Source organism: Phycisphaerae bacterium (assembly GCA_017999985.1).
GTDB lineage: Bacteria > Planctomycetota > Phycisphaerae > UBA1845 > Fen-1342 > JAGNKU01.
Map to the genome: position 1 here is coordinate 330,688 of JAGNKU010000005.1, position 17,939 is coordinate 348,626.

The 17,939-nt window shown below is 68.5% G+C and carries 9 protein-coding genes; 4 read left to right on the forward strand and 5 right to left on the reverse strand.

Features of this window, described 5'->3' with window-relative positions; all coding sequences use genetic code 11:
- Positions 1-152: 152 nt before the first annotated feature.
- From KA383_09260 to KA383_09280, 5 genes are all read right to left on the reverse strand, one after another.
- Positions 153-3,206 (reverse strand): serine/threonine protein kinase, encoded by a 3,054-nt coding sequence (locus tag KA383_09260; protein MBP7746311.1) that lies wholly within the window; start codon positions 3,204-3,206, stop codon positions 153-155.
- A gap of 107 nt (positions 3,207-3,313) precedes the next feature.
- Positions 3,314-3,889, reverse strand: a complete 576-nt coding sequence (locus KA383_09265; protein MBP7746312.1) for a sigma-70 family RNA polymerase sigma factor — start codon at positions 3,887-3,889, stop codon at positions 3,314-3,316.
- A 102-nt stretch (positions 3,890-3,991) separates the two neighbouring features.
- On the reverse strand, positions 3,992-5,152 hold the full coding sequence (carA, locus tag KA383_09270; GenBank protein ID MBP7746313.1) for a glutamine-hydrolyzing carbamoyl-phosphate synthase small subunit: 1,161 nt from the start codon (positions 5,150-5,152) through the stop codon (positions 3,992-3,994).
- Entirely contained in the window at positions 5,152-8,922 is a 3,771-nt protein-coding gene (gene carB / locus KA383_09275) for a carbamoyl-phosphate synthase large subunit (GenBank protein MBP7746314.1), read from the reverse strand. Before carB ends, carA begins: the two co-directional genes overlap by 1 nt.
- A 31-nt stretch (positions 8,923-8,953) precedes the next feature.
- Entirely contained in the window at positions 8,954-9,589 is a 636-nt protein-coding gene (locus KA383_09280; protein MBP7746315.1) for a hypothetical protein, read from the reverse strand.
- A 14-nt stretch (positions 9,590-9,603) separates the two neighbouring features.
- On the opposite strand from KA383_09280, the gene KA383_09285 reads away from it, so the two are divergent.
- The 4 genes from KA383_09285 to KA383_09300 form a co-directional block, all read left to right on the forward strand.
- Positions 9,604-12,000 (forward strand): family 78 glycoside hydrolase catalytic domain, encoded by a 2,397-nt coding sequence (locus tag KA383_09285; GenBank protein ID MBP7746316.1) that lies wholly within the window; start codon positions 9,604-9,606, stop codon positions 11,998-12,000.
- Positions 12,001-12,135: 135 nt separating this feature from the next.
- Positions 12,136-13,773, forward strand: a complete 1,638-nt coding sequence (locus KA383_09290) for an aryl-sulfate sulfotransferase (GenBank protein ID MBP7746317.1) — start codon at positions 12,136-12,138, stop codon at positions 13,771-13,773.
- 302 nt (positions 13,774-14,075) lie between these two features.
- The gene (locus tag KA383_09295; protein MBP7746318.1) at positions 14,076-15,449 is read left to right on the forward strand and encodes a hypothetical protein; all 1,374 of its coding nucleotides are present in this window, start codon (positions 14,076-14,078) and stop codon (positions 15,447-15,449) included.
- Positions 15,450-15,802: 353 nt separating this feature from the next.
- Positions 15,803-17,939, forward strand: a 2,137-nt coding sequence (locus KA383_09300) for an exo-alpha-sialidase (protein ID MBP7746319.1), incomplete at its 3' end; no start/stop codon positions are given.

The following is a 17,939-nucleotide window of genomic DNA, read 5'->3' on the forward strand; positions in this document are numbered from 1 at the left end:
GTCGTGTGTGCGTGTCACCCGCGCTGCAGGTCACGCGGCGCCCGGCACGGGCCAGGCGGCGTACCTAATCCGCAATGCGCCGTTGCGCCGCCGCGCGCCTCAGTGTCACCGGAATTTGTGGTACCCCGTGCGGCCGCGGGATGGCCGCCGGCTCAGCCCCCGTCGCGGGCCGCGCCGGACAGGGCTTCGAGCTTCTGGCGCCACTCGGTCGCCTGGGCCGGCTTGCCCCAGGTCTCATAAAGTCGCACGACCCGGCTCACGGCCCGGCGCTGGTTGTCGACGGGTACCCCCTCGCGCGCCACCAGGGCCGCGCACGCCCCCAGCAGCAGCGGCTCCGCCTCCGCGAGCTTGCCGCTCGCCGCGAGCGCGGCCCCCAACTGGCTGTTGGTTTCGGCAATCAGCCAACTGCCCGCGGGCAACGACTTTTCCCGCAGGGCGACGCACCCGCGCAGGAGCGCGACGGCCTCGTCGTAGCGCCCGTCGCGCAGGAGCGCTTCGCTGCGGCGGACGACGTCCGCGCCGGGCGCCGGGTGGATGTTGAGCGCGGGGCCCAGCCGCGCCGCCAGCCCCTCCCAGGACGCGCTGGCCGCCGCGACGAAATCGCCGCTCTCGAAGAGGTACTCAGCGAGCTGCGCCTCGAGCTCCTTGCGGTCGTACGGCCCGCCCGCCCGGGCCTGGGCGAGCGCGCGCCGCTGCGCGTCGACGGCCTGCCGCAGGTCGCCATTCGCCCGGTATGCCAGGGCCAGCGTCTCCAGCAGCCCCGCGTCCTGGCCGCCGTCCAGCTCGACGGCACGCCGGGCGACCGGGAGGGCCGCCTGAGCATCACGCAGATCGGCCGGCTCGCAGTGCAGCAGCTCCCAAGCATAGGCGTGCAGCGCGGCTGCATCGGCCGTGGGACGCTCCGCCGCGCGCTGCAGCCGGGCGAGACGCTCGGCGATCAGCGGGCGGATCGCGTCCAAATTGCCCGCCACCTGCAGGACCCGCAGCAGGTTGTTCATCGCGATCAACGTCCGCGGATGGTCGGTCCCCAGGACCTGACAATCGATTTCATAGGCCCGGCGGAAGACCGCCTCGGCCGCGGCGCTGTCGCGCTGGTCCTCCCGAAGCAGCCCGAGGTTGGTCAGCACATCCGCGGTGGTCGGGTGCTCTTCGCCAAGCGTGCGGCGGCTCAGGTCGAGTGCCCGCTGCAGCAGGCGCTCGGCTTCGTCGAGCCGGCCGAGTACCCGACAAACTGCGCCGAGATGCGCCGCGGACTCGATCGTCTGGCGATCTTCCTCGCCAAGCACGCGCTGCTGGATGCCCAGCGTCTGGCGGTGAATGACCTCTGCTTCCTCGAACCGGCCCGGACCCCAAAGCGCCAGCGCGAGCTCGGTCATCGTCGCCAGCGTGTCCGGGTGCTCTTCGCCCAGCACCCGCCGCTGCGTCGCTGCCGTGGCGCGCAGGAGCGCTTCGGCCTCGGCGAACTGGCCGCGGACGCGCAGCACGCCGGCCAGCGCACGGCTGGCCCGCAGCGTCTCGTGGTGCTCCGCGCCCAGCACGCGCACTTGGGTCTCCTGCGCGGCCCGCAGGTGCGTCTCGGCGACCGGGTACAGCCCGAGGGCGGCGTACGTCTCACCGAGGGTCATGCGGATCGCCGCCTCGACTTCCGGCTGCGCGGCCAGGGCGCCCTGCTCGATCTTGCGGGCCGCCTCGTCCAGCGCGTAGCGCACGCTGACCTCGCGGCCCAGCGCCTGGCTCGGATCGACCGACCGCAGCATCTCCTGGAGAAACGCGTTGATGGTCGCGGACCGGTCGGCCTGCTTCCGGGCCTCGGCGGCGGCCGCCTCGGCGCGCACCTGGTGCTCCTGGGCCCTGACGCGCGCCTGCTGGGCCGCGTCGCGCTCAAACTCCAGCGCGTCGCGGGCGCGATTCACCTGGATCAGCGCCGTCGTCGCGAGCGAGAGCCCACTCAGCAGCGCCGCAATGACGATCGCACTCGCCAGCACACCGACCCGGTGCCGCCGGATGAACTTGCCCACGCGGTACGTGACGCCCGGCGGGCCGGCGACCACCGGTTCGTGCCGCAGGTGCCGCTCGATGTCGTCCGCCAGGTCCTTGGCCGTGGCATAGCGCCGCGTGCGGTCCTTCTCGAGCGCCTTCATCGTGATCCAGTCCAGATCGCCGTGCAGCAGGCGCGGCAACGCGGCCGGCAGGCACTGCCGACGGACGGCGATGTCCGGGCCCCGGGCGAGCAGAGTCTGGACGCGCAGGGTCAGCTTGGGCGGCTCGACCTCGCGAATAATCCGCTTGATTTCGTCAAACGACGATTGCCGCAGCGTGGCCGAATCGAACGGCGTCGCCCCGACCAGCAGCTCGTACAGCAACACGCCCAGTGAATAAATGTCGGTGCGCGTGTCGACATCCAGCGCGCCGCCTGCGAGCTGGTCCGGGCTCATGTACTCGGGCGTGCCGAGGAATTGCTGGAACCCGGTGAAGAGCGTCTTCTCGGTGAGCCGCTGGCTGGTCGCCTTGGCAATGCCGAAGTCGATGACCTTCGCGACCGGCTGGTCGTCCTGGATCGTCACCAACACGTTGCTGGGCTTCAGGTCGCGGTGAATGATGCCCTTCTGGTGCGCGTGCTGGATCGCATGGCAAACCGGCAGGAACAGGCGCAGCCGCTCCGCCAGCGGCAACTTGTGCTCGTCGCAGTAGTTGGTGATCCGCACCCCCTTCACCAGCTCCATCACGAAGTACGGCCGGCCGGCCTCGGTCGCGCCGCCATCGAGCACGCGGGCAATGTTCGGGTGATCCATCAGCGCCAGCGCCTGCCGCTCCGCTTCGAAGCGGGCGATGACCTCGCGCGTGTCCATGCCCAGCTTGATGATTTTCAGCGCGACCTTCCGGCGAACCGGCTGCTCCTGCTCGGCCAAGTAGACAACGCCGAAGCCGCCCTCCCCGATTTCCTGCAACAGCCGGTAATGACCGATCCGCGTCCCGATCAACTCGTTGGTGGGTTGGCTTTTCAGGGTCGCGTCCGGGTCGACGGCGGGCACGTCCAGGAACGAGCCGACGCGCTCGTGCGCGCTGAGCAATCCCTCGACGTGCGCGCGCAGTGCGGAATCGTCGCCGCACGCCTCAGCGAGGAACGCGCTCCGCTCGGCCCAGGAGTCCTTCTCCAACGCCGCACAGAACAGGCTCTCCAGCTTTTCGTGATCCCGCGTCGCCACTACCTCGTTCCCGCCTTGCTCCCTGTCGCCGCACCGGGACGGTTCCCGGGGCCGCGGCCTGCCTCCACGACATCATGCGCCGCCACGATCAGCGGCGCCTCAGTCCCTTATGTCTTCGCTTCGGGCTGGTCGCCCTTCGCCACCTCGTAATACAACCACGTGCGGGCGAACGTCCAATATCGATCAGCCGTCGCCCGCGAAATGCCCAGCACCCGCCCCGCCTGCTCCACGGTCAGGCCCGCGAAGTAACGCAGCTTCACCAGCTCGGCTTTCACGGGGTCCTCGCCACTCAGCTTCCCCAGCGCCTCGTCGAGCGCCACGAGGTCGATCGAGTCGGGCATGACGATCGCATCCGCTTCGTCGATCTCTCGGCCCGGTCGCCCCCCGCCGCGCTTGATTCGCGCCTTCCGCCGCGCACACTCGACCAGGATCCGCCGCATCGCCTCGGCCGCCGCCGTGAAGAAATGCGCGCTGTTGTCGAATTCCGCCCCACTACCGCCCAGCAACCGCAGGTACGCCTCGTGCACCAGCGCCGTCGCCTGGAGCGTCTGGCCCGGCCGCTCATGCGCGAGCTTCGCCGCCGCCAGCCGGCGCAGCTCGTCGTAGACCGCGACCAGGAGCCGGTCCACCGCGGCCCGGTCGCCCCTTCGCAGTTCTTCGAGAATGCGCGTGACTTCGGTCATGGGTCGCCCGTCGTACCCGGCCGTGCAGCGTTGGGCCTCGTCTTCAGAGTCTGCCCCAAGCGAGCGCGGGATGCAACCCAGCCGGCCCCTGCCGCGGATCAGTCATCCGGCCCGGTCCGCCGCCGCAAACACCGCCGCGATGTCGCCGCCCGTCCCCACCCCTTCCACGAACCGGCGGAATAGGTAGCCGGCGTCATGCGGCCCGGGGCTGGCCTCCGGGTGGAACTGGACGCAGGCGATGCGGTGGTCGCGGTGGAGATAGCCTTCGAGGCTGCCGTCATTGAGATTCACATGCGTGACAGTGCCGCCGGCACGCTCCAGCGACGCGGCATCCACCGCAAAACCGTGGTTCTGGCTCGTGATCTCGACGCGCCCGCTGACGCGGTTGAGCACGGGCATGTTGGCCCCGTGATGGCCAAAGCTCAGCTTGTAGGTCTGCGCCCCCATGGCCAGCGCCAGAAGCTGGTGCCCCAGACAGATGCCCAGCATCGGCACCGCACCCAGCAGGCTCCGCAGCGTGGCAATCAGATCGGTCACCGCCGCCGGATCGCCGGGTCCGTTGCCCACCAGCAGCCCGGCGGGCCGCAGCGCGCGGATCTCGGCAGCGCTGGCCGACGCGGGAACGACCGTGAGCAAGCCACCCCACTCGGCCAGGTGCCGCAAAATGTTGTGCTTGATTCCGCAATCGAGGGCAACGATGCGCGCGGCTGCCGTCGGGCGCGGCGGGGCAGGTTCATCGCCGAGTCGCACCAGCGGCTGATCCCACGCGGCGACCTCTTTCGTCGCGACCTGTGGAACGAGGTTCGCACCGCTCATCGGCTCGGCGGCCTGCGCCCGGCGCACCAACTCCAGATCGTCGTCGATCTCCGTGGACAGCACGCCGCGCAACGCCCCGCTGATCCGCAGCCGGCGTGTCAGCGCCCGCGTGTCGACATCGGCCAGGCCGACGATGCCGTGTTTCGCCAGGAAATCGTCCAGGGCGCGCGTCGCGCGGTAGTTGCTCGGTCGCCGGGGCAGCTCCTTGATGACCACGCCGGCGAGGAACGGCTCCCGCGCCTCGAAGTCCTCCGGATTGATGCCGGTGTTGCCCAGCAGCGGATACGTCATGGTCACGATCTGTCGGCAATACGACGGATCGGTAAACACTTCCTGGTAGCCGGTCAGGGCGGTGTTGAAGACGACCTCGCCAGCGCGTGTGCCCGCCGCGCCGAAGGCCTGCCCGGCGAAGATGCAGCCGTTCTCCAGGGCGAGCTTGCAGCGCATCAGTGCACTCCCTCCGGTGCCGCGACCACCGCGCGGGCCGGCCAGCCGCCGCTGAGATAGTCCTGCAGCGCCGCGACCTCCATCTTCTGCGCCCGCAAGGCCTTGATGGCATCGACCGCGGCGCGGGCCCCGGCCAGCGTCGTAATCAGCGGAATGCCCAGGCGAATGGACGCGACCCGCCAGCGGCCTTCTTCCGTCGCGCTGCCCGTGTGGATCGGCGTGTTGATCAGCAGATCGAGCTCGCGGGCGTTGATCTTCTCGAGCAGGAACGGCGCACCCCGCCCGTCATGCTTGGAAACCAGCACCGCCGGAATGTGATGCTCCAGCAGCACGTCGCGCGTCTTCAGCGTCGAGAAGATCTCGAATCCCAGCTCGTGCAGCTCGCGCGCAATCGAGATGACGCGCGGCTTGTCGGCGTCGCACACGCTGACCAGCACCCGCCCCGTCGTCGGCAGCCGCAGCCCCGCCGCCAGCAGCGCCTTCGCAAACGCCAGCGCATAGCTCGGATCGATGCCCATGACTTCGCCGGTGCTCTTCATCTCCGGCCCCAGCGCAAAGTCCACCGTCTGCAGCTTCTTGAACGGAAACACCGGCGCCTTCACCGCGAAATGACGCGGCGCCGCCGCGGACGTGGCCCGTGCATCGGCGCGCCGCCCGGCCGGCGTGCCCGCGACCACCGTCGCCGCGGGGAGATTCGTGCGCGCCAGGGCCTCGTCGAGCGAGCGGCCCAGCATCACCTGCGTCGCGATCTGCGCCCACGGCACGCCCGTGGCCTTGCTCACGAACGGAATCGTTCGCGACGCGCGCGGGTTGACCTCGATCACGTAGACCGTACCGCCCTGAATCGCGAACTGCACGTTCATCAGCCCGCACACGCCCAGTCGGCGGGCCATGACTTTCACCTGGTACTTCAGCTCGTCCACCAGCGCCGGCGACAGCGAGTACGGCGGCAGCACGCAGCAACTGTCGCCGCTGTGTATGCCGGCCTCCTCGATGTGCTCCATGATGCCGCAAATGTCGCAGCGCCCACTGGACGGATCGCGCCCCGGGTAGCCGTAGTCGGCGATCGCGTCCACGTCCACCTCGATCGCATCGAGCAGGAATTTCTCGATCAGGATCGGGCTCGACCGGCTGAGTTGCACCTCGCGATCCGTCGCCCCCAGCGCGCCGTCGATGTAGCGGTTCACGTCGCCCGCGTGGTTGCAGACCTGCATGCCGCGCCCGCCGAGCACGTACGACGGTCGGACCAGCACGGGGTAGCCGAGCCGCTCGGCGACCTCCGCCGCCTGGCCGCGCGAGAACGCGATGCCGTTCGCCGGCTGCCGCAGGCCCAGTTCCTGCAGCATCTGCTGGAAACGCTCGCGGTCCTCCGCCAGGTGAATGCTGCCCGGCGTCGTCCCGAGGATCGGCACGTGTGCCTCCTGCAGCCCGGCGGCGAGGTTCAGCGGCGTCTGCCCGCCGAACTGGACGACGACGCCCACCACGCGATTGCCTGTCGCGTTGGCGCCGAACGGCTGGCCGTTCAAGCGCTCGCAAATGTTGAGCACGTCCTCATGCGTGAGTGGCTCGAAGAACAGCAGGTCGCTGATGTCGTAGTCCGTGCTGACCGTCTCCGGGTTCGAGTTGATCATTACCGTCTCGAAACCCTGGGCGCGCGCCGCCAGCGCCGCGTGCACGCAGCAGTAATCGAACTCGATCCCCTGCCCGATGCGGTTTGGCCCGCCGCCGAGGATCACGACCTTCGGCTTGTCCGTCGCGCGCAGCTCGTCGTCATGCAACTCGACCAGCACGTGCTCGTCGTCGAGCGGACGGGCGCGATACGCACCATCGATGCCCAGCCCGCGAATCGCCACCCCCAGGTCCGTCTTGCGGCCCGACTCGTGCAGGCGGCGCAGCTCGCGGACGGCGTCCGCACTGCGGACCACCTGTGCCAGCGGACGTTCGTGCGTCGAGTAGTAGTACGGCGTCTGCGCCTCGAACTCCGCCGCGCACGTGTCCACCAGCTTGAACTTCGGCCGGTCGAGCTGCTGCCGCAACCGCCGCAGCGCCGCCGCCTCCAGCCGCCAGATGTGCCCGAGCTGCGCGTCGCTGTAGCCGCGCGCCTTGGCCTGCTGATAGGTCTGCACCAGCTCCGGCGTCGTCCGCAGCCCGCCGCCATTGCCGGTCGGCGTGCGCAGCAGCCGCTCTTCAAACTCCACCAGGTCGGCGAGCTGATCGAGGAACCAGGGGTCGATGTGTGTCAGCGCATGAATTTGCTCGACGGTCCAGCCCAGCTTGAATGCGTAGCGGATGTAGTACAACCGGCCCTGGCACGGCGTGCGGAGCTTTTGCTCCAGCACGTCCGCCGGCACCGGCCAATGCGTCACGGCGTGCTCTTGCGTGTCGGCCGGCGGCTCGCTGAGCGACGTGCCCCCGAACGCGCCCTGCGGCCCCGATTCGTGCCCGAACGCATCGATCCAGACAACGTCCGGCTCGCTCGTCGCGGCTTCGGGTTGGAGCGCATCGAACCACTTGTCGCCCGGGTGCAGACCATACCCAGGGCGCTTGATCTCCATCGAGCGGATCGCTTTCTGAAACGCCTCCTTGAACGTGCGGCCGATGGCCATGGCCTCGCCCACCGACTTCATCGACGTCGTAAGCGTCTCGTCCGCCTCGGGGAATTTCTCGAACGCGAAGCGCGGCATCTTCACGACACAGTAGTCGATCGACGGCTCGAAGCACGCCGACGTGTTCCGCGTGATGTCGTTGTGCAGCTCGTCGAGTGTGTAGCCGATCGCCAGCTTGGTCGCGATCTTGGCGATCGGATAGCCGGTCGCCTTCGATGCCAGCGCGGACGAGCGCGACACGCGCGGGTTCATCTCGATCGCCAGCATCCGCCCGGTTTGCGGATGCACCGCGAACTGAATGTTCGACCCGCCGGTGTCCACGCCCACCGCCCGCATGATCGCGATGGCGGCGTCGCGCATGCGCTGGTATTCCCTGTCGGTCAGCGTCTGCGCCGGCGCCACCGTCACCGAGTCGCCGGTGTGAACACCCATCGGGTCCAGGTTCTCAATGGAGCAGACGACCACCACGTTGTCGCGGCGGTCGCGCATCATCTCGAGCTCGAACTCCTTCCAGCCGGTGAGGTCCTCCTCGATCAGCACCTGCCCGATGGGCGACTGCGCCAGCCCGTCCCGGACGAGCGCTTCGAATTCGGCCGCATTGTGCGCCATGCCGCCGCCCGTGCCACCGAGCGTGTACGCCGGGCGAATGCAGGCTGGCAGCGGGATGACCTCGAGCACGCGGCAGGCCTGCTCGTACGACGTCGCGATGTCGGAACGCGGGCAATCGATGCCGACCGAATTCACCGTGCGCTTGAACTCGTCGCGGTCCTCCGCTCGGCGGATCGTGTCGCAGTCGGCGCCGATCAGCCGCACGTGGTGGCGCGCCAGAATGCCGTGCTCGTGCGCCGCCAGCGCGGTGTTCAGGCCCGTCTGGCCGCCAAGGGTTGGCAGAATGGAATCCACTGGCGTGCCACGCGCGGCCTCGCGGGCGAGGATCTGGTCGAGCACTTCGGGCGTGATCGGCTCCAGGTAGGTCCGCTCAGCCAGCTCCGGGTCGGTCATGATCGTCGCGGGGTTGCTGTTGAGCAGCACAACCGCGATGCCTTCGTCCCGGAGCGCCCGGCAGGCCTGGGTGCCGGAATAGTCGAACTCACAGCCCTGGCCGATGATGATCGGGCCGCTGCCGATGATCAGCACCCGCTGGATGTCCGGTCGCCTGGGCATGCGTGTCTGGCCTTGCCGGGGAGCGGCCCCGTCAGGAGTCGGGCGGTTCGGTCGAACCCGCCGGGTTGGGCGCAGCGCCGTGCGGCGTCTTCAGGTGGGCGAGCACGCGGCCCTGCGCCGCCCGGCTGTGGACGGCCACGAACACCGTGTCGTCCCCCGCGATCGTGCCGGCAATCTCCGGCAGGGCCAACCGGTCGAGTTCCACGGCCAGCGCGCTCGCGGCCCCGATGGGCGTCTTCACGATGAGCAGGTTCGCGCCGACCGGCGTCACACCCACGATTAATTCGTCAGGCGGGGTCCCGCGGCCGTCGGGGCGGCGCGCCGCGGCCACCCGGCCGGCGGGCACGTAACGGCCATTGAGCTTGACCAGCCCTAGCTCGCGCACGTCACGACTGACGCTCGCCTGCGCGGCAGAGAACCCCCGCCGGTTGAGCAAGCGCACAAGCTGGTTCTGGTTCCGGATGGGCTGCTGGCGAACCAAACGGAGAAGCGCCGCCTGACGTTCGCGCTTCTGGCGCACAGCCACCTGGTGCGGTTTATTCACTGCAGCGTGAATATTACGCTTCCGGCCCGTCGTGTCAAGCCGCGCCCGCGTGCATCGGCGCCCCGACCAGGCATAATACGCGCAAGCGCCGTCGCGGTGACGTGCGCTGGAAGTGCTTCGCATCCGAGGGCAGCCCGATGAGAACCCCTGTGTGCCTCGTGGCGGTTGTGCAACTGGGAACCGTGCTCGCTTGCGCCACGGCCGAGCCCCACTGGATCGCACCGCAGCGACCGGACGCCGCAGCCACGTCGGATCGGCCCTGCCCGCTGCTGCGCGGCGCATTCACCCTCGCCGACCAGCCGACCAAGGCCACGGTGCGCGTCATCGGCCTGGGCCATTACGAGCTACGCCTGAACGGCCAGGTCGTGGGCGATACGGTCGCCAACCAAGCGTGGTCGCAGTACGACAAGACGCTGTTCTGGCAGGAGTTCGACATCACCGGGCTGCTGCGCCCGGGCGCAAACGCCTGGGGCGTGCGGCTGGGCAACTCCTTCTGGCAGGTCACCGCGGCCAATCACGAGCGACGTTTCGTCAAGACCGATGCGATGCCCGACTACTCGAAAGGACAGCCCTACCTGCTCTGGCTCGAAGCCCGCATCGAGACGGCCGACGGGCGCGAACAGGTCATCGTCTCCGATGCCTCCTGGAGATGGAGCGACGGCCCGCTGACGTTCTCGCATATCTACGCGGGCGAAGACTACGACGCCGGCCAGGAACCCACCGGCTGGGACCAGCCCGGGTTCGACGATCACGCCTGGCAGCCGGTGCAGGTCGTGGCCGCGCCGCCGGCCGAGCTCGCGCCGCTGGCCATGCCCGGGCTGCGCACCTTCGAGGTCTTCGAGCCCAAGGAGATCAAGGAGCCCGAGCCGGGCATCTTTACCTACGTCTTCCCGCAGAACTGCTCCGCACTGCTCCGCTTCACCCTCGACGGCCCGGCCGGCCAGACCGTCCGCTTCAAACCGTGCGAGTACATGGACCCCACTGGCCGCGTGAAATTCACCTACACCTGGGGCACCGGCAAGGACATCTGGCACGACTACACGCTGCACGGCGGCGGACCCGAGTCGCACCAGACCCTGTTCTGCTACGTGGGTTGCCAGTACGTCGAAGTCACCGGCGCCGTGCCGGAAGGAAAACCCAATCCACAGGGCCTCCCCGTGCTCAAGCGCCTGGAGCTCGTCCACACCCGCGCCGCCAACCGGATCGTCGGGACGTTCGCCTGCACGGATGACCTGCAAAACGGCACCCACCGCATCATCGACTGGGCCATCCGCTCGAACATGAGCTACGTGCCCACCGACTGCCCCCACCGCGAGAAGAACGGCTGGCAGGAGCAGAACTGGCACATGGCCCGCGCCATGAGCTACGGCTACGACATCCATGACTGGCTCCGCAAAGTCACCCGCGACCTGCGCGACACGCAGCTTCCCGACGGACACATCCCCACCAACTGCCCCAACTACCTCGTTGGCATCCCGCCCCATGGCTTCTGGAACGAAGCCCCGGAATGGGGTGTCGCCGGCGTCTGGGTCCCCTGGCACCTCTACGTGTGGTACGGCGACAAGGAAGCCCTCGCCGCCAGCTTCGACAGCATGAAACGCTACGTCGATTACCTCGCCACGCAGGCCCAGGATGGCGTCATCAAGAGCAATCTCGGCGACTGGTACGACTTCGGCCACGGCAAGGGCGACGGCCCGTCTCAGTGGACCCCCAACGAGGTCAGCGCCACCGCCGTGTGGGCCGGGGCGGCGGCAACCGTGGCGGAAGCGGCAGCCGTCCTCGACCGCGCCGACGATGCCGTGCGCTATCGCACGCTGTTCGAGACCATTCGGCGCGATTTTCAACGGCACTTCTACGACGCCAACGCGAAGATGGTGAAGAACAACGGCTCCTGCCAGGCCGGCAACGCCGCCGCCCTGTGCCTGGACCTCGTGCCCACGGCGGACCGGCCGGCGTTGGTCCAGGCAATCGTCGACGACCTGGTGCAGCGCGGCTACCAGCAGACAACCGGCGAGGTGCTGCACGTCTTACTGATCCGCGCCCTCGCCGAGGCCGGCCGCGCCGACGTCCTGCACAAGGTCTACAGTCGGACCGAACGCGGCAGCTACGGCTTCATGGTTCAGAGCGGCCTGACGACCCTGCCGGAGAGCTGGGACGCCAAGCCCGGCACCGGCAACAGCCTGAACCACTTCATGCTCGGCCATCTGAATGAATGGCACTACGCGTACGTCGCCGGCATCCGCCAGGCCCCCGGCAGCGTCGGCTGGAAGAAGATTCTCATCGCGCCCAGCCCTGGTACACTGGCGCACGCCGAAGCCGCGTTCGAAAGCCCCGCCGGCCGCGTCGCCAGCCGCTGGCGACGAGCTGGCGGCGAATTCGAGCTGACTGCGGAAATTCCGGCTGGCGTGGAGGCGCAGGCGACCCTGCCCGATGGAACACAGCACGCGCTGCCGGCTGGGCTTACGACGCTGCGCTGCACCGAGCGTCCGGCCGCGGACGCGCGCGGTACACCGCCGCCGCTCGCCGCACGTTGAACGAATAAAGGCGCCCGTCGCCCGTGTTATATAGTGTGCGACGCTGGCTCGGTCGCCGGCGACAGACTGCGCACGTCGTCGTGGGAGAAGGGTGCCCGCATGCTTCGCGTAAACGCTCGGTACCGTAGCCTCGTCGTGTCGTGCCTCTGTCTGCTCAGCCTCGCTGGCAGTAGCGCCTGGGCCCAGCCACCGCGTGGTCCGCGCGGCCGGACCGGCCCCACGCAGACCGGCCTGCTCGTCAATCGCGCGGACGCGTACCCCGGCTACACGCTGTACGCCCCGCTCAACTCGACCACCACGTACCTCATCGATCTCGCAGGCACGGTGGTCCACGCGTGGTCCAGCCAGTACACGCCCGGCCAGGCTGTGTACCTGCTCGACGATGGGTCCCTGCTCCGCGGCGCGCGCGAACCGCGCCTCCGGCATTTCGGCGGCGGCGGCATCGGTGGACGTGTCGAACGCCTCGCGCCCGACGGCAAGGTGCTCTGGGAGTTCGTCTACGCCAACGACGAGCACTGCCTGCACCATGACATCGAGCCCCTGCCCAATGGCAACGTGCTCATGATCGCCTGGGAGAAGAAAACCGCTGACGAGGCCATCGCGGCCGGATATGACCCCGACCAGCTCTTCGGCGACGAACTCTGGCCGGATTGCATCATCGAGGTCGCACCCCGGGGCCCCCACGAAGGCGAGATCGTCTGGGAGTGGCACGTCTGGGACCACCTCGTGCAGGATTTCGATGAGAGCAAGTCGAACTTCGGGGACGTCGCCGCGCATCCCGAACTCGTCAACCTGAACTACCGGCGCGTCGCTCCCCGGGAAACACCCGCGGAAATCCGCCGCCTGCGCGCGCTGGGCTACGTCGGTGGCCCGGAATCCGACGACGAGGACGAAGACCAGCCAGGGCCGCGCCCGCCGGGGCCCCGCGGGTTCGGCGGCGGCGACCCGCGCGCCGACTGGTGCCACACGAATTCCGTCGCCTACAACGCCAGGCTCGATCAGATCGCGCTCAGCGTGCACACGTTCAACGAAATCTGGATCATCGACCACAGCACCACCACGCGCGAGGCCGCCAGTCACGCGGGCGGCCGCTACGGCCACGGCGGTGACCTGCTCTATCGCTGGGGCAATCCGCGCGCGTACGGCGCCGGCACCGCCAGCGATCAGCAGCTCTTCGCCCAACACGACGCCCGCTGGATCCCGGAAGGCTTCCCCGGTGCCGGGCACCTGCTGGTCTTCAACAATGGAGGCGGGCGGCCGGGCGGGCAGTACTCATCCGTGGTCGAGATCGTTCCACCACTCGAAGCCAATGGCAGCTACACGCTCGCGCGCGGCCAAGCCTATGGGCCGTCCAAGCCCTGCTGGGAATACACGCACGCCCGGAAGCGCGAGTTCTTCTCACACTCCGTCTCCGGGGCGGAACGACTGCCAAACGGGAACACCCTGGTCTGCGCCGGCGAGCAGGGCTGGATGCTCGAGGTGACACCCGCCGGCGAGACCGTCTGGGAATACGTCAATCCACACTCGGAGCGGCGCGGCCCCGACGAGCCGGCCGGCCCCCCGGGCGCCGCCCCCACCTCGCAGCCGCGACGCCGCCCGCCGATGCCGCCACCCGGCGGCGGTCTGGGCCGCGCCGGCGGTCCTCCGCCCGGTGGCCCACCCGGTATGGGCGGACCCGCCAGTGGCAGCGTCTTCCGCGCGAGCCGCTTTGCCGCCGACCACCCAGGCATAAAGTTGTTACTCGGCGCGCACTATAGCCAAGTGTCGCCGTAGGCTCCTGAATGCTCGCGCCAGGGAGCGGTTCCGGATCCCCTTCGCGAGCGTTCATTTGCCATCCACCTCCGCGCGCAACCCCGAATCATTCGCACCCCGTTGCGCGTTCCAGCCCTCATTGTCGCGTCTCTGCCTGAGCGGGCCCACGTGCCGTCGCCAGTCCGTTTCCGGCACGCCGCGCGGAATCCTGCCGTCAGGGAACCGAAGGCCGTGGCGCGCGGACCCCACGCTTCAGCTCCCGCGCAGACAAACGCCCGGCGCGTGCCGGGACGTGCCAGGCAAAGCAAAGTGAGGAATTGATGATGAGAAACTGGATGCTGGTCGTGTTATTGATGGTCGCGGTGCCCGCGTTCCTGGCACCGACCACCGGGTGTCAGAACCTCTTCGACACGCTCTTTCCCTCCTTGGACAACGGCGACAACGGGGACAATGGAGACAACGGCGATAACGGAGACAATGGGGACAACGGTGATAACGGTGATAACGGCGATAACGGCGACAACGGCGACAACGGTGACAACGGCGACAATGGCGACCTGGTCATCGTCAAGACCAACATCGCCGTCCGCCACGACGCCGGCCTGCGCGTCGGCGACGATCTGATCGCCTTCGGCACCGGTGCCCTGGATGGCGTCTCGTACATCATCCCGTCCGAGGCCCCGACCGCCGGCACCCCCGTCCCGGGCGGCCCGTATCGCGCCAAGGGCTTCGCCGTGGGCGGCCGGACGATCTTCCTCGTCGACGGCAACTTCCATGTCAGCATCTTCGACGTCGACGCCGGCGGCACGCCCACCATGATCCCCGAGGACACGATTCGTCTCGTGAACATCCCCGTCGGCGCCAACGACATCGGGCACATCCAGGCCGACGGCGACTATTGCGTCGTCCGCTGCGACGCCGGAACCGTCACCGATGGCAAGATCATCAAGGTCATCGACGTCAGCGGCGCGGTGCCGGTCGTCGTCTCGCTGAATAACCCGCCGGATGTGTTCAGCGGCTTCAACGTCCAGCAGGTCGCCGTGGACGCCGCCACCCAGCGCGTCGTCGCCGCCGCCGGCTCGCCGACCGCGCTCTATGTCTATGATCTTGCGACGCCGGCCGCCGACCCCGTCGAAATCGCGCTGCCGAACGAAATCGGGGACGCGCAGATGCAGATTTCCGGCGACCATCTGATCGCGCTCGACGACCAGAGCTACCCCCAGGCCTTCCTTGTGAACCTCGCCACGCCCGCAGTCGTCGCGCTGACCAACGCCAACGGCATCACGGACGTGGATGTCGGCGCCGATGTGTTCGCCTTCTTCGCCGATCTGGATGCGGCGGACAGCGTGGGCGGCTGGCAGCGGACAGCGGTCGGCGAGGTCCCAGGGCCGGGCTTCGACAAGGCCGCTCTGGACCAGTACATCGATGGAGCCACCACCAACAACGGGCAGGTCGGCTTCGCCGGCAGCCTGTGTGTCGTCCCGGACGGCAGCTACGTCTTCCTGGCCGACACGTATCTGCAGTACAGCCCCGGCAACGTCGCCTTCGTAGTGCCCGATGACCCCGAGGGTCAGGATCCATATGCCTGCCCGGCGTTGGACATCCACTGCAGCCTGAACACCGTCGGGTTCAAGACCGCTGCCACCGCGACCGACGCCACGGACCGCACCGTCGGCTACATCCGGTTGACGGAGTAGACCGCGCCGCTCAGCCGCAAACGCCACCGACTTGCGGTCCATTCGCGAGTCGGCCATATCGACCGCGGGTCGCCGGCAAACAGCCGGCGGCCCGCGATGACGTGCGCCCCGCGGGGCCCGCCCGGCAGCGCCAGGGCCGACCCACTGTCCCCTGGACGAGCCGCCCCGGCGCCGGGGCCTGGCGCGCGCCCCGGCCCGCCCAACCGGAAAAACTTGAGTTCAAGCCAGCCGATAGATACGATCGACAGATGTAAGCGACCGGGAACGGGCCGCTGCGCCCGCGGGGGTGCCCGGTCCGGGAATCCGGAGTGGCTCACCATCCCCAACAGGAACCACCGAGCAGGAGAGCGCGCATGTCGTCTCGCACACGGCTTCTACTAACCATCTGGTCAGCAATACTGGCGTGCCAGGCTCCCGGCTGGGGACAGGATGCGCCGAAATCTGACAAGGACGCTCCGGCGATTGCGCCCGTGCCGGGACAACACGAGGTGCCGCGCGATCCGTACATCGTCGTCCCACGCGAAATGCAGCGCACCACCCCGGCCCTGCGCTGGACGTATGGCCGCGGCGTCAGCGTGCAGGTCAACGTCAGCGCCGTGGGCACCAACATCGTCGGCGACGCCGCCAACGAGCCCTCCATCGCCGTCGACCCCACCAACCCGCACAAAATGGCCATCGGCTGGCGCCAGTTCAACACCATCACCAGCGATTTCCGCCAGGCCGGCTGGGGCTACACCACCGACGGCGGCCAGTCCTGGACCTTCCCCGGCGTGATCGAACCCGGCCATTTCCGCTCGGACCCCGTGCTCGCCTCGGATAGCGCCGGCGTCTTCTACTACAACAGCCTCACCAACGAGGGCGGCTACCAGTGCAAGGTCTTCCGCTCCTATGACGGCGGCGCCACCTGGGACGCCGGCGTCTACGCCTGGGGCGGCGACAAGCAGTGGATGAACATCGACGACACGGGCGGCCCCGGCGACGGCAACATCTACGCGTTCTGGACCGAGTACTACAGCATCTGCTCCGGCCACTTCACCCGCTCCTACGACGGCGGCAACTCATACCTCGCCTGCACGTCCATCCCCGGCTCCGCCATGTGGGGCACCTTCGCCATCGGCGCCGACAGCACCCTCTACGTCTGCGGCGACGGCTTCGTCTTCGCCAAGTCCACCACCATGTGGAACTCGCTGATGCCCGCCCAGTGGCAATACTCCACCACCGTCAACCTCGGCGGCAGCATGGTGATGTCTTCCGGGCCAAACCCCGGCGGCCTGCTCGGACAGGTCTGGCTCGGCGTCGACCGCTCCGGCGGCCCCACCCACGGCTACCTCTACATGCTCTGCTCCGTCGACCCCGCCGGCGCGGACCCCCTCGACATCATGTTCTCCCGCAGCACCAACGGCGGCCAAACCTGGAGCACGCCGCTGCGGATCAACGACGACCCGGTCGGCAACGGCGCCTGGCAGTGGTTCGGCACGATGTCCGTCGCGCCCAACGGCCGCATCGACGCCATCTGGAACGACACGCGCAACCATACCGGCACCTACCTGTCCGAACTGTTCTACAGCTACTCCACCGACGGCGGCCTGACCTGGTCACCGAATGAACAGCTCACCCCGGCGTGGAACCCCCACGTCGGCTGGCCCCAGCAGAACAAGATCGGCGACTACTACCACATGATCTCGGACAACCGCGGCGCGCACCTCGCCTTTTCCACGACCTTCAACGGCGAGCAGGATGTCTACTACATGCGCATCGGCGACCCGCTCTGCACGGACGCCGGCACGATCGAACTCGATCGGCCCACGTACGCGTGCGAAAGTACAGCCAATATCACCGTCAACGACTGCGGCCTGAACACCGATGACGCCGTCGTCGAGACCGTCACGGTCACGCTCGCGTCCAACTCCGAGCCCGCCGGAGAGAGCGTCGTGCTCACCGAATCCGGGCCGGCTACCGCGTGGTTTGAAGGTACGCTGCCGCTCAGCGGGACCAACTCAGCCGGTGTCCTGCTTGTCGCCCCCGGAGACACGCTCACCGCCACGTACATCGACGCGGATGACGGCCTCGGCGGCACCAATATCGTCGTGACGGCAACCGCCACCGTGGATTGCACGCCGCCGATCATCAGCAACGTCGAGGCGATGAACATCCAGGCCCGTTCCGCGGATATCACGTTCGACGTCAACGAGCCCGCGCAAGGCAAGGTGTACTACGGGCTCACGTGCGGCGCGCTCGTGAACGAAGCCAGCGGCAACGCGTACAGCCTCGCGCCCGTGGTCAGCCTCGCTGGTTTGACCGACGACACAACGTACTACTACAAGGTCGAAGCCGCCGATGAGGCCGGCAACGTCGCGCAGGACCCGACCTGCTACAGCTTCACCACGCCGGAGGTGCCGGACTTCTTCACCCAGCTCTTCAGCGGCGACAACGACCTCGACTACCAGAGCCTGGTCTTCACCCCCAACGGCTCGACCGACTTCTACCACG

What these genes read in the sequence shown, in the direction of transcription:
- carB (MBP7746314.1), bottom strand. Translation starts at nt 8,922, where the DNA reads ATGCCCAGGCGACCGGACATCCAGCGGGTGCTGATCATCGGCAGCGGC.
- KA383_09285 (MBP7746316.1), top strand. Translation starts at nt 9,604, where the DNA reads ATGAGAACCCCTGTGTGCCTCGTGGCGGTTGTGCAACTGGGAACCGTG.
- carA (MBP7746313.1), bottom strand. Translation starts at nt 5,152, where the DNA reads ATGCGCTGCAAGCTCGCCCTGGAGAACGGCTGCATCTTCGCCGGGCAG.
- KA383_09295 (MBP7746318.1), top strand. Translation starts at nt 14,076, where the DNA reads ATGAGAAACTGGATGCTGGTCGTGTTATTGATGGTCGCGGTGCCCGCG.
- KA383_09265 (MBP7746312.1), bottom strand. Translation starts at nt 3,889, where the DNA reads ATGACCGAAGTCACGCGCATTCTCGAAGAACTGCGAAGGGGCGACCGG.
- KA383_09280 (MBP7746315.1), bottom strand. Translation starts at nt 9,589, where the DNA reads ATGCGAAGCACTTCCAGCGCACGTCACCGCGACGGCGCTTGCGCGTAT.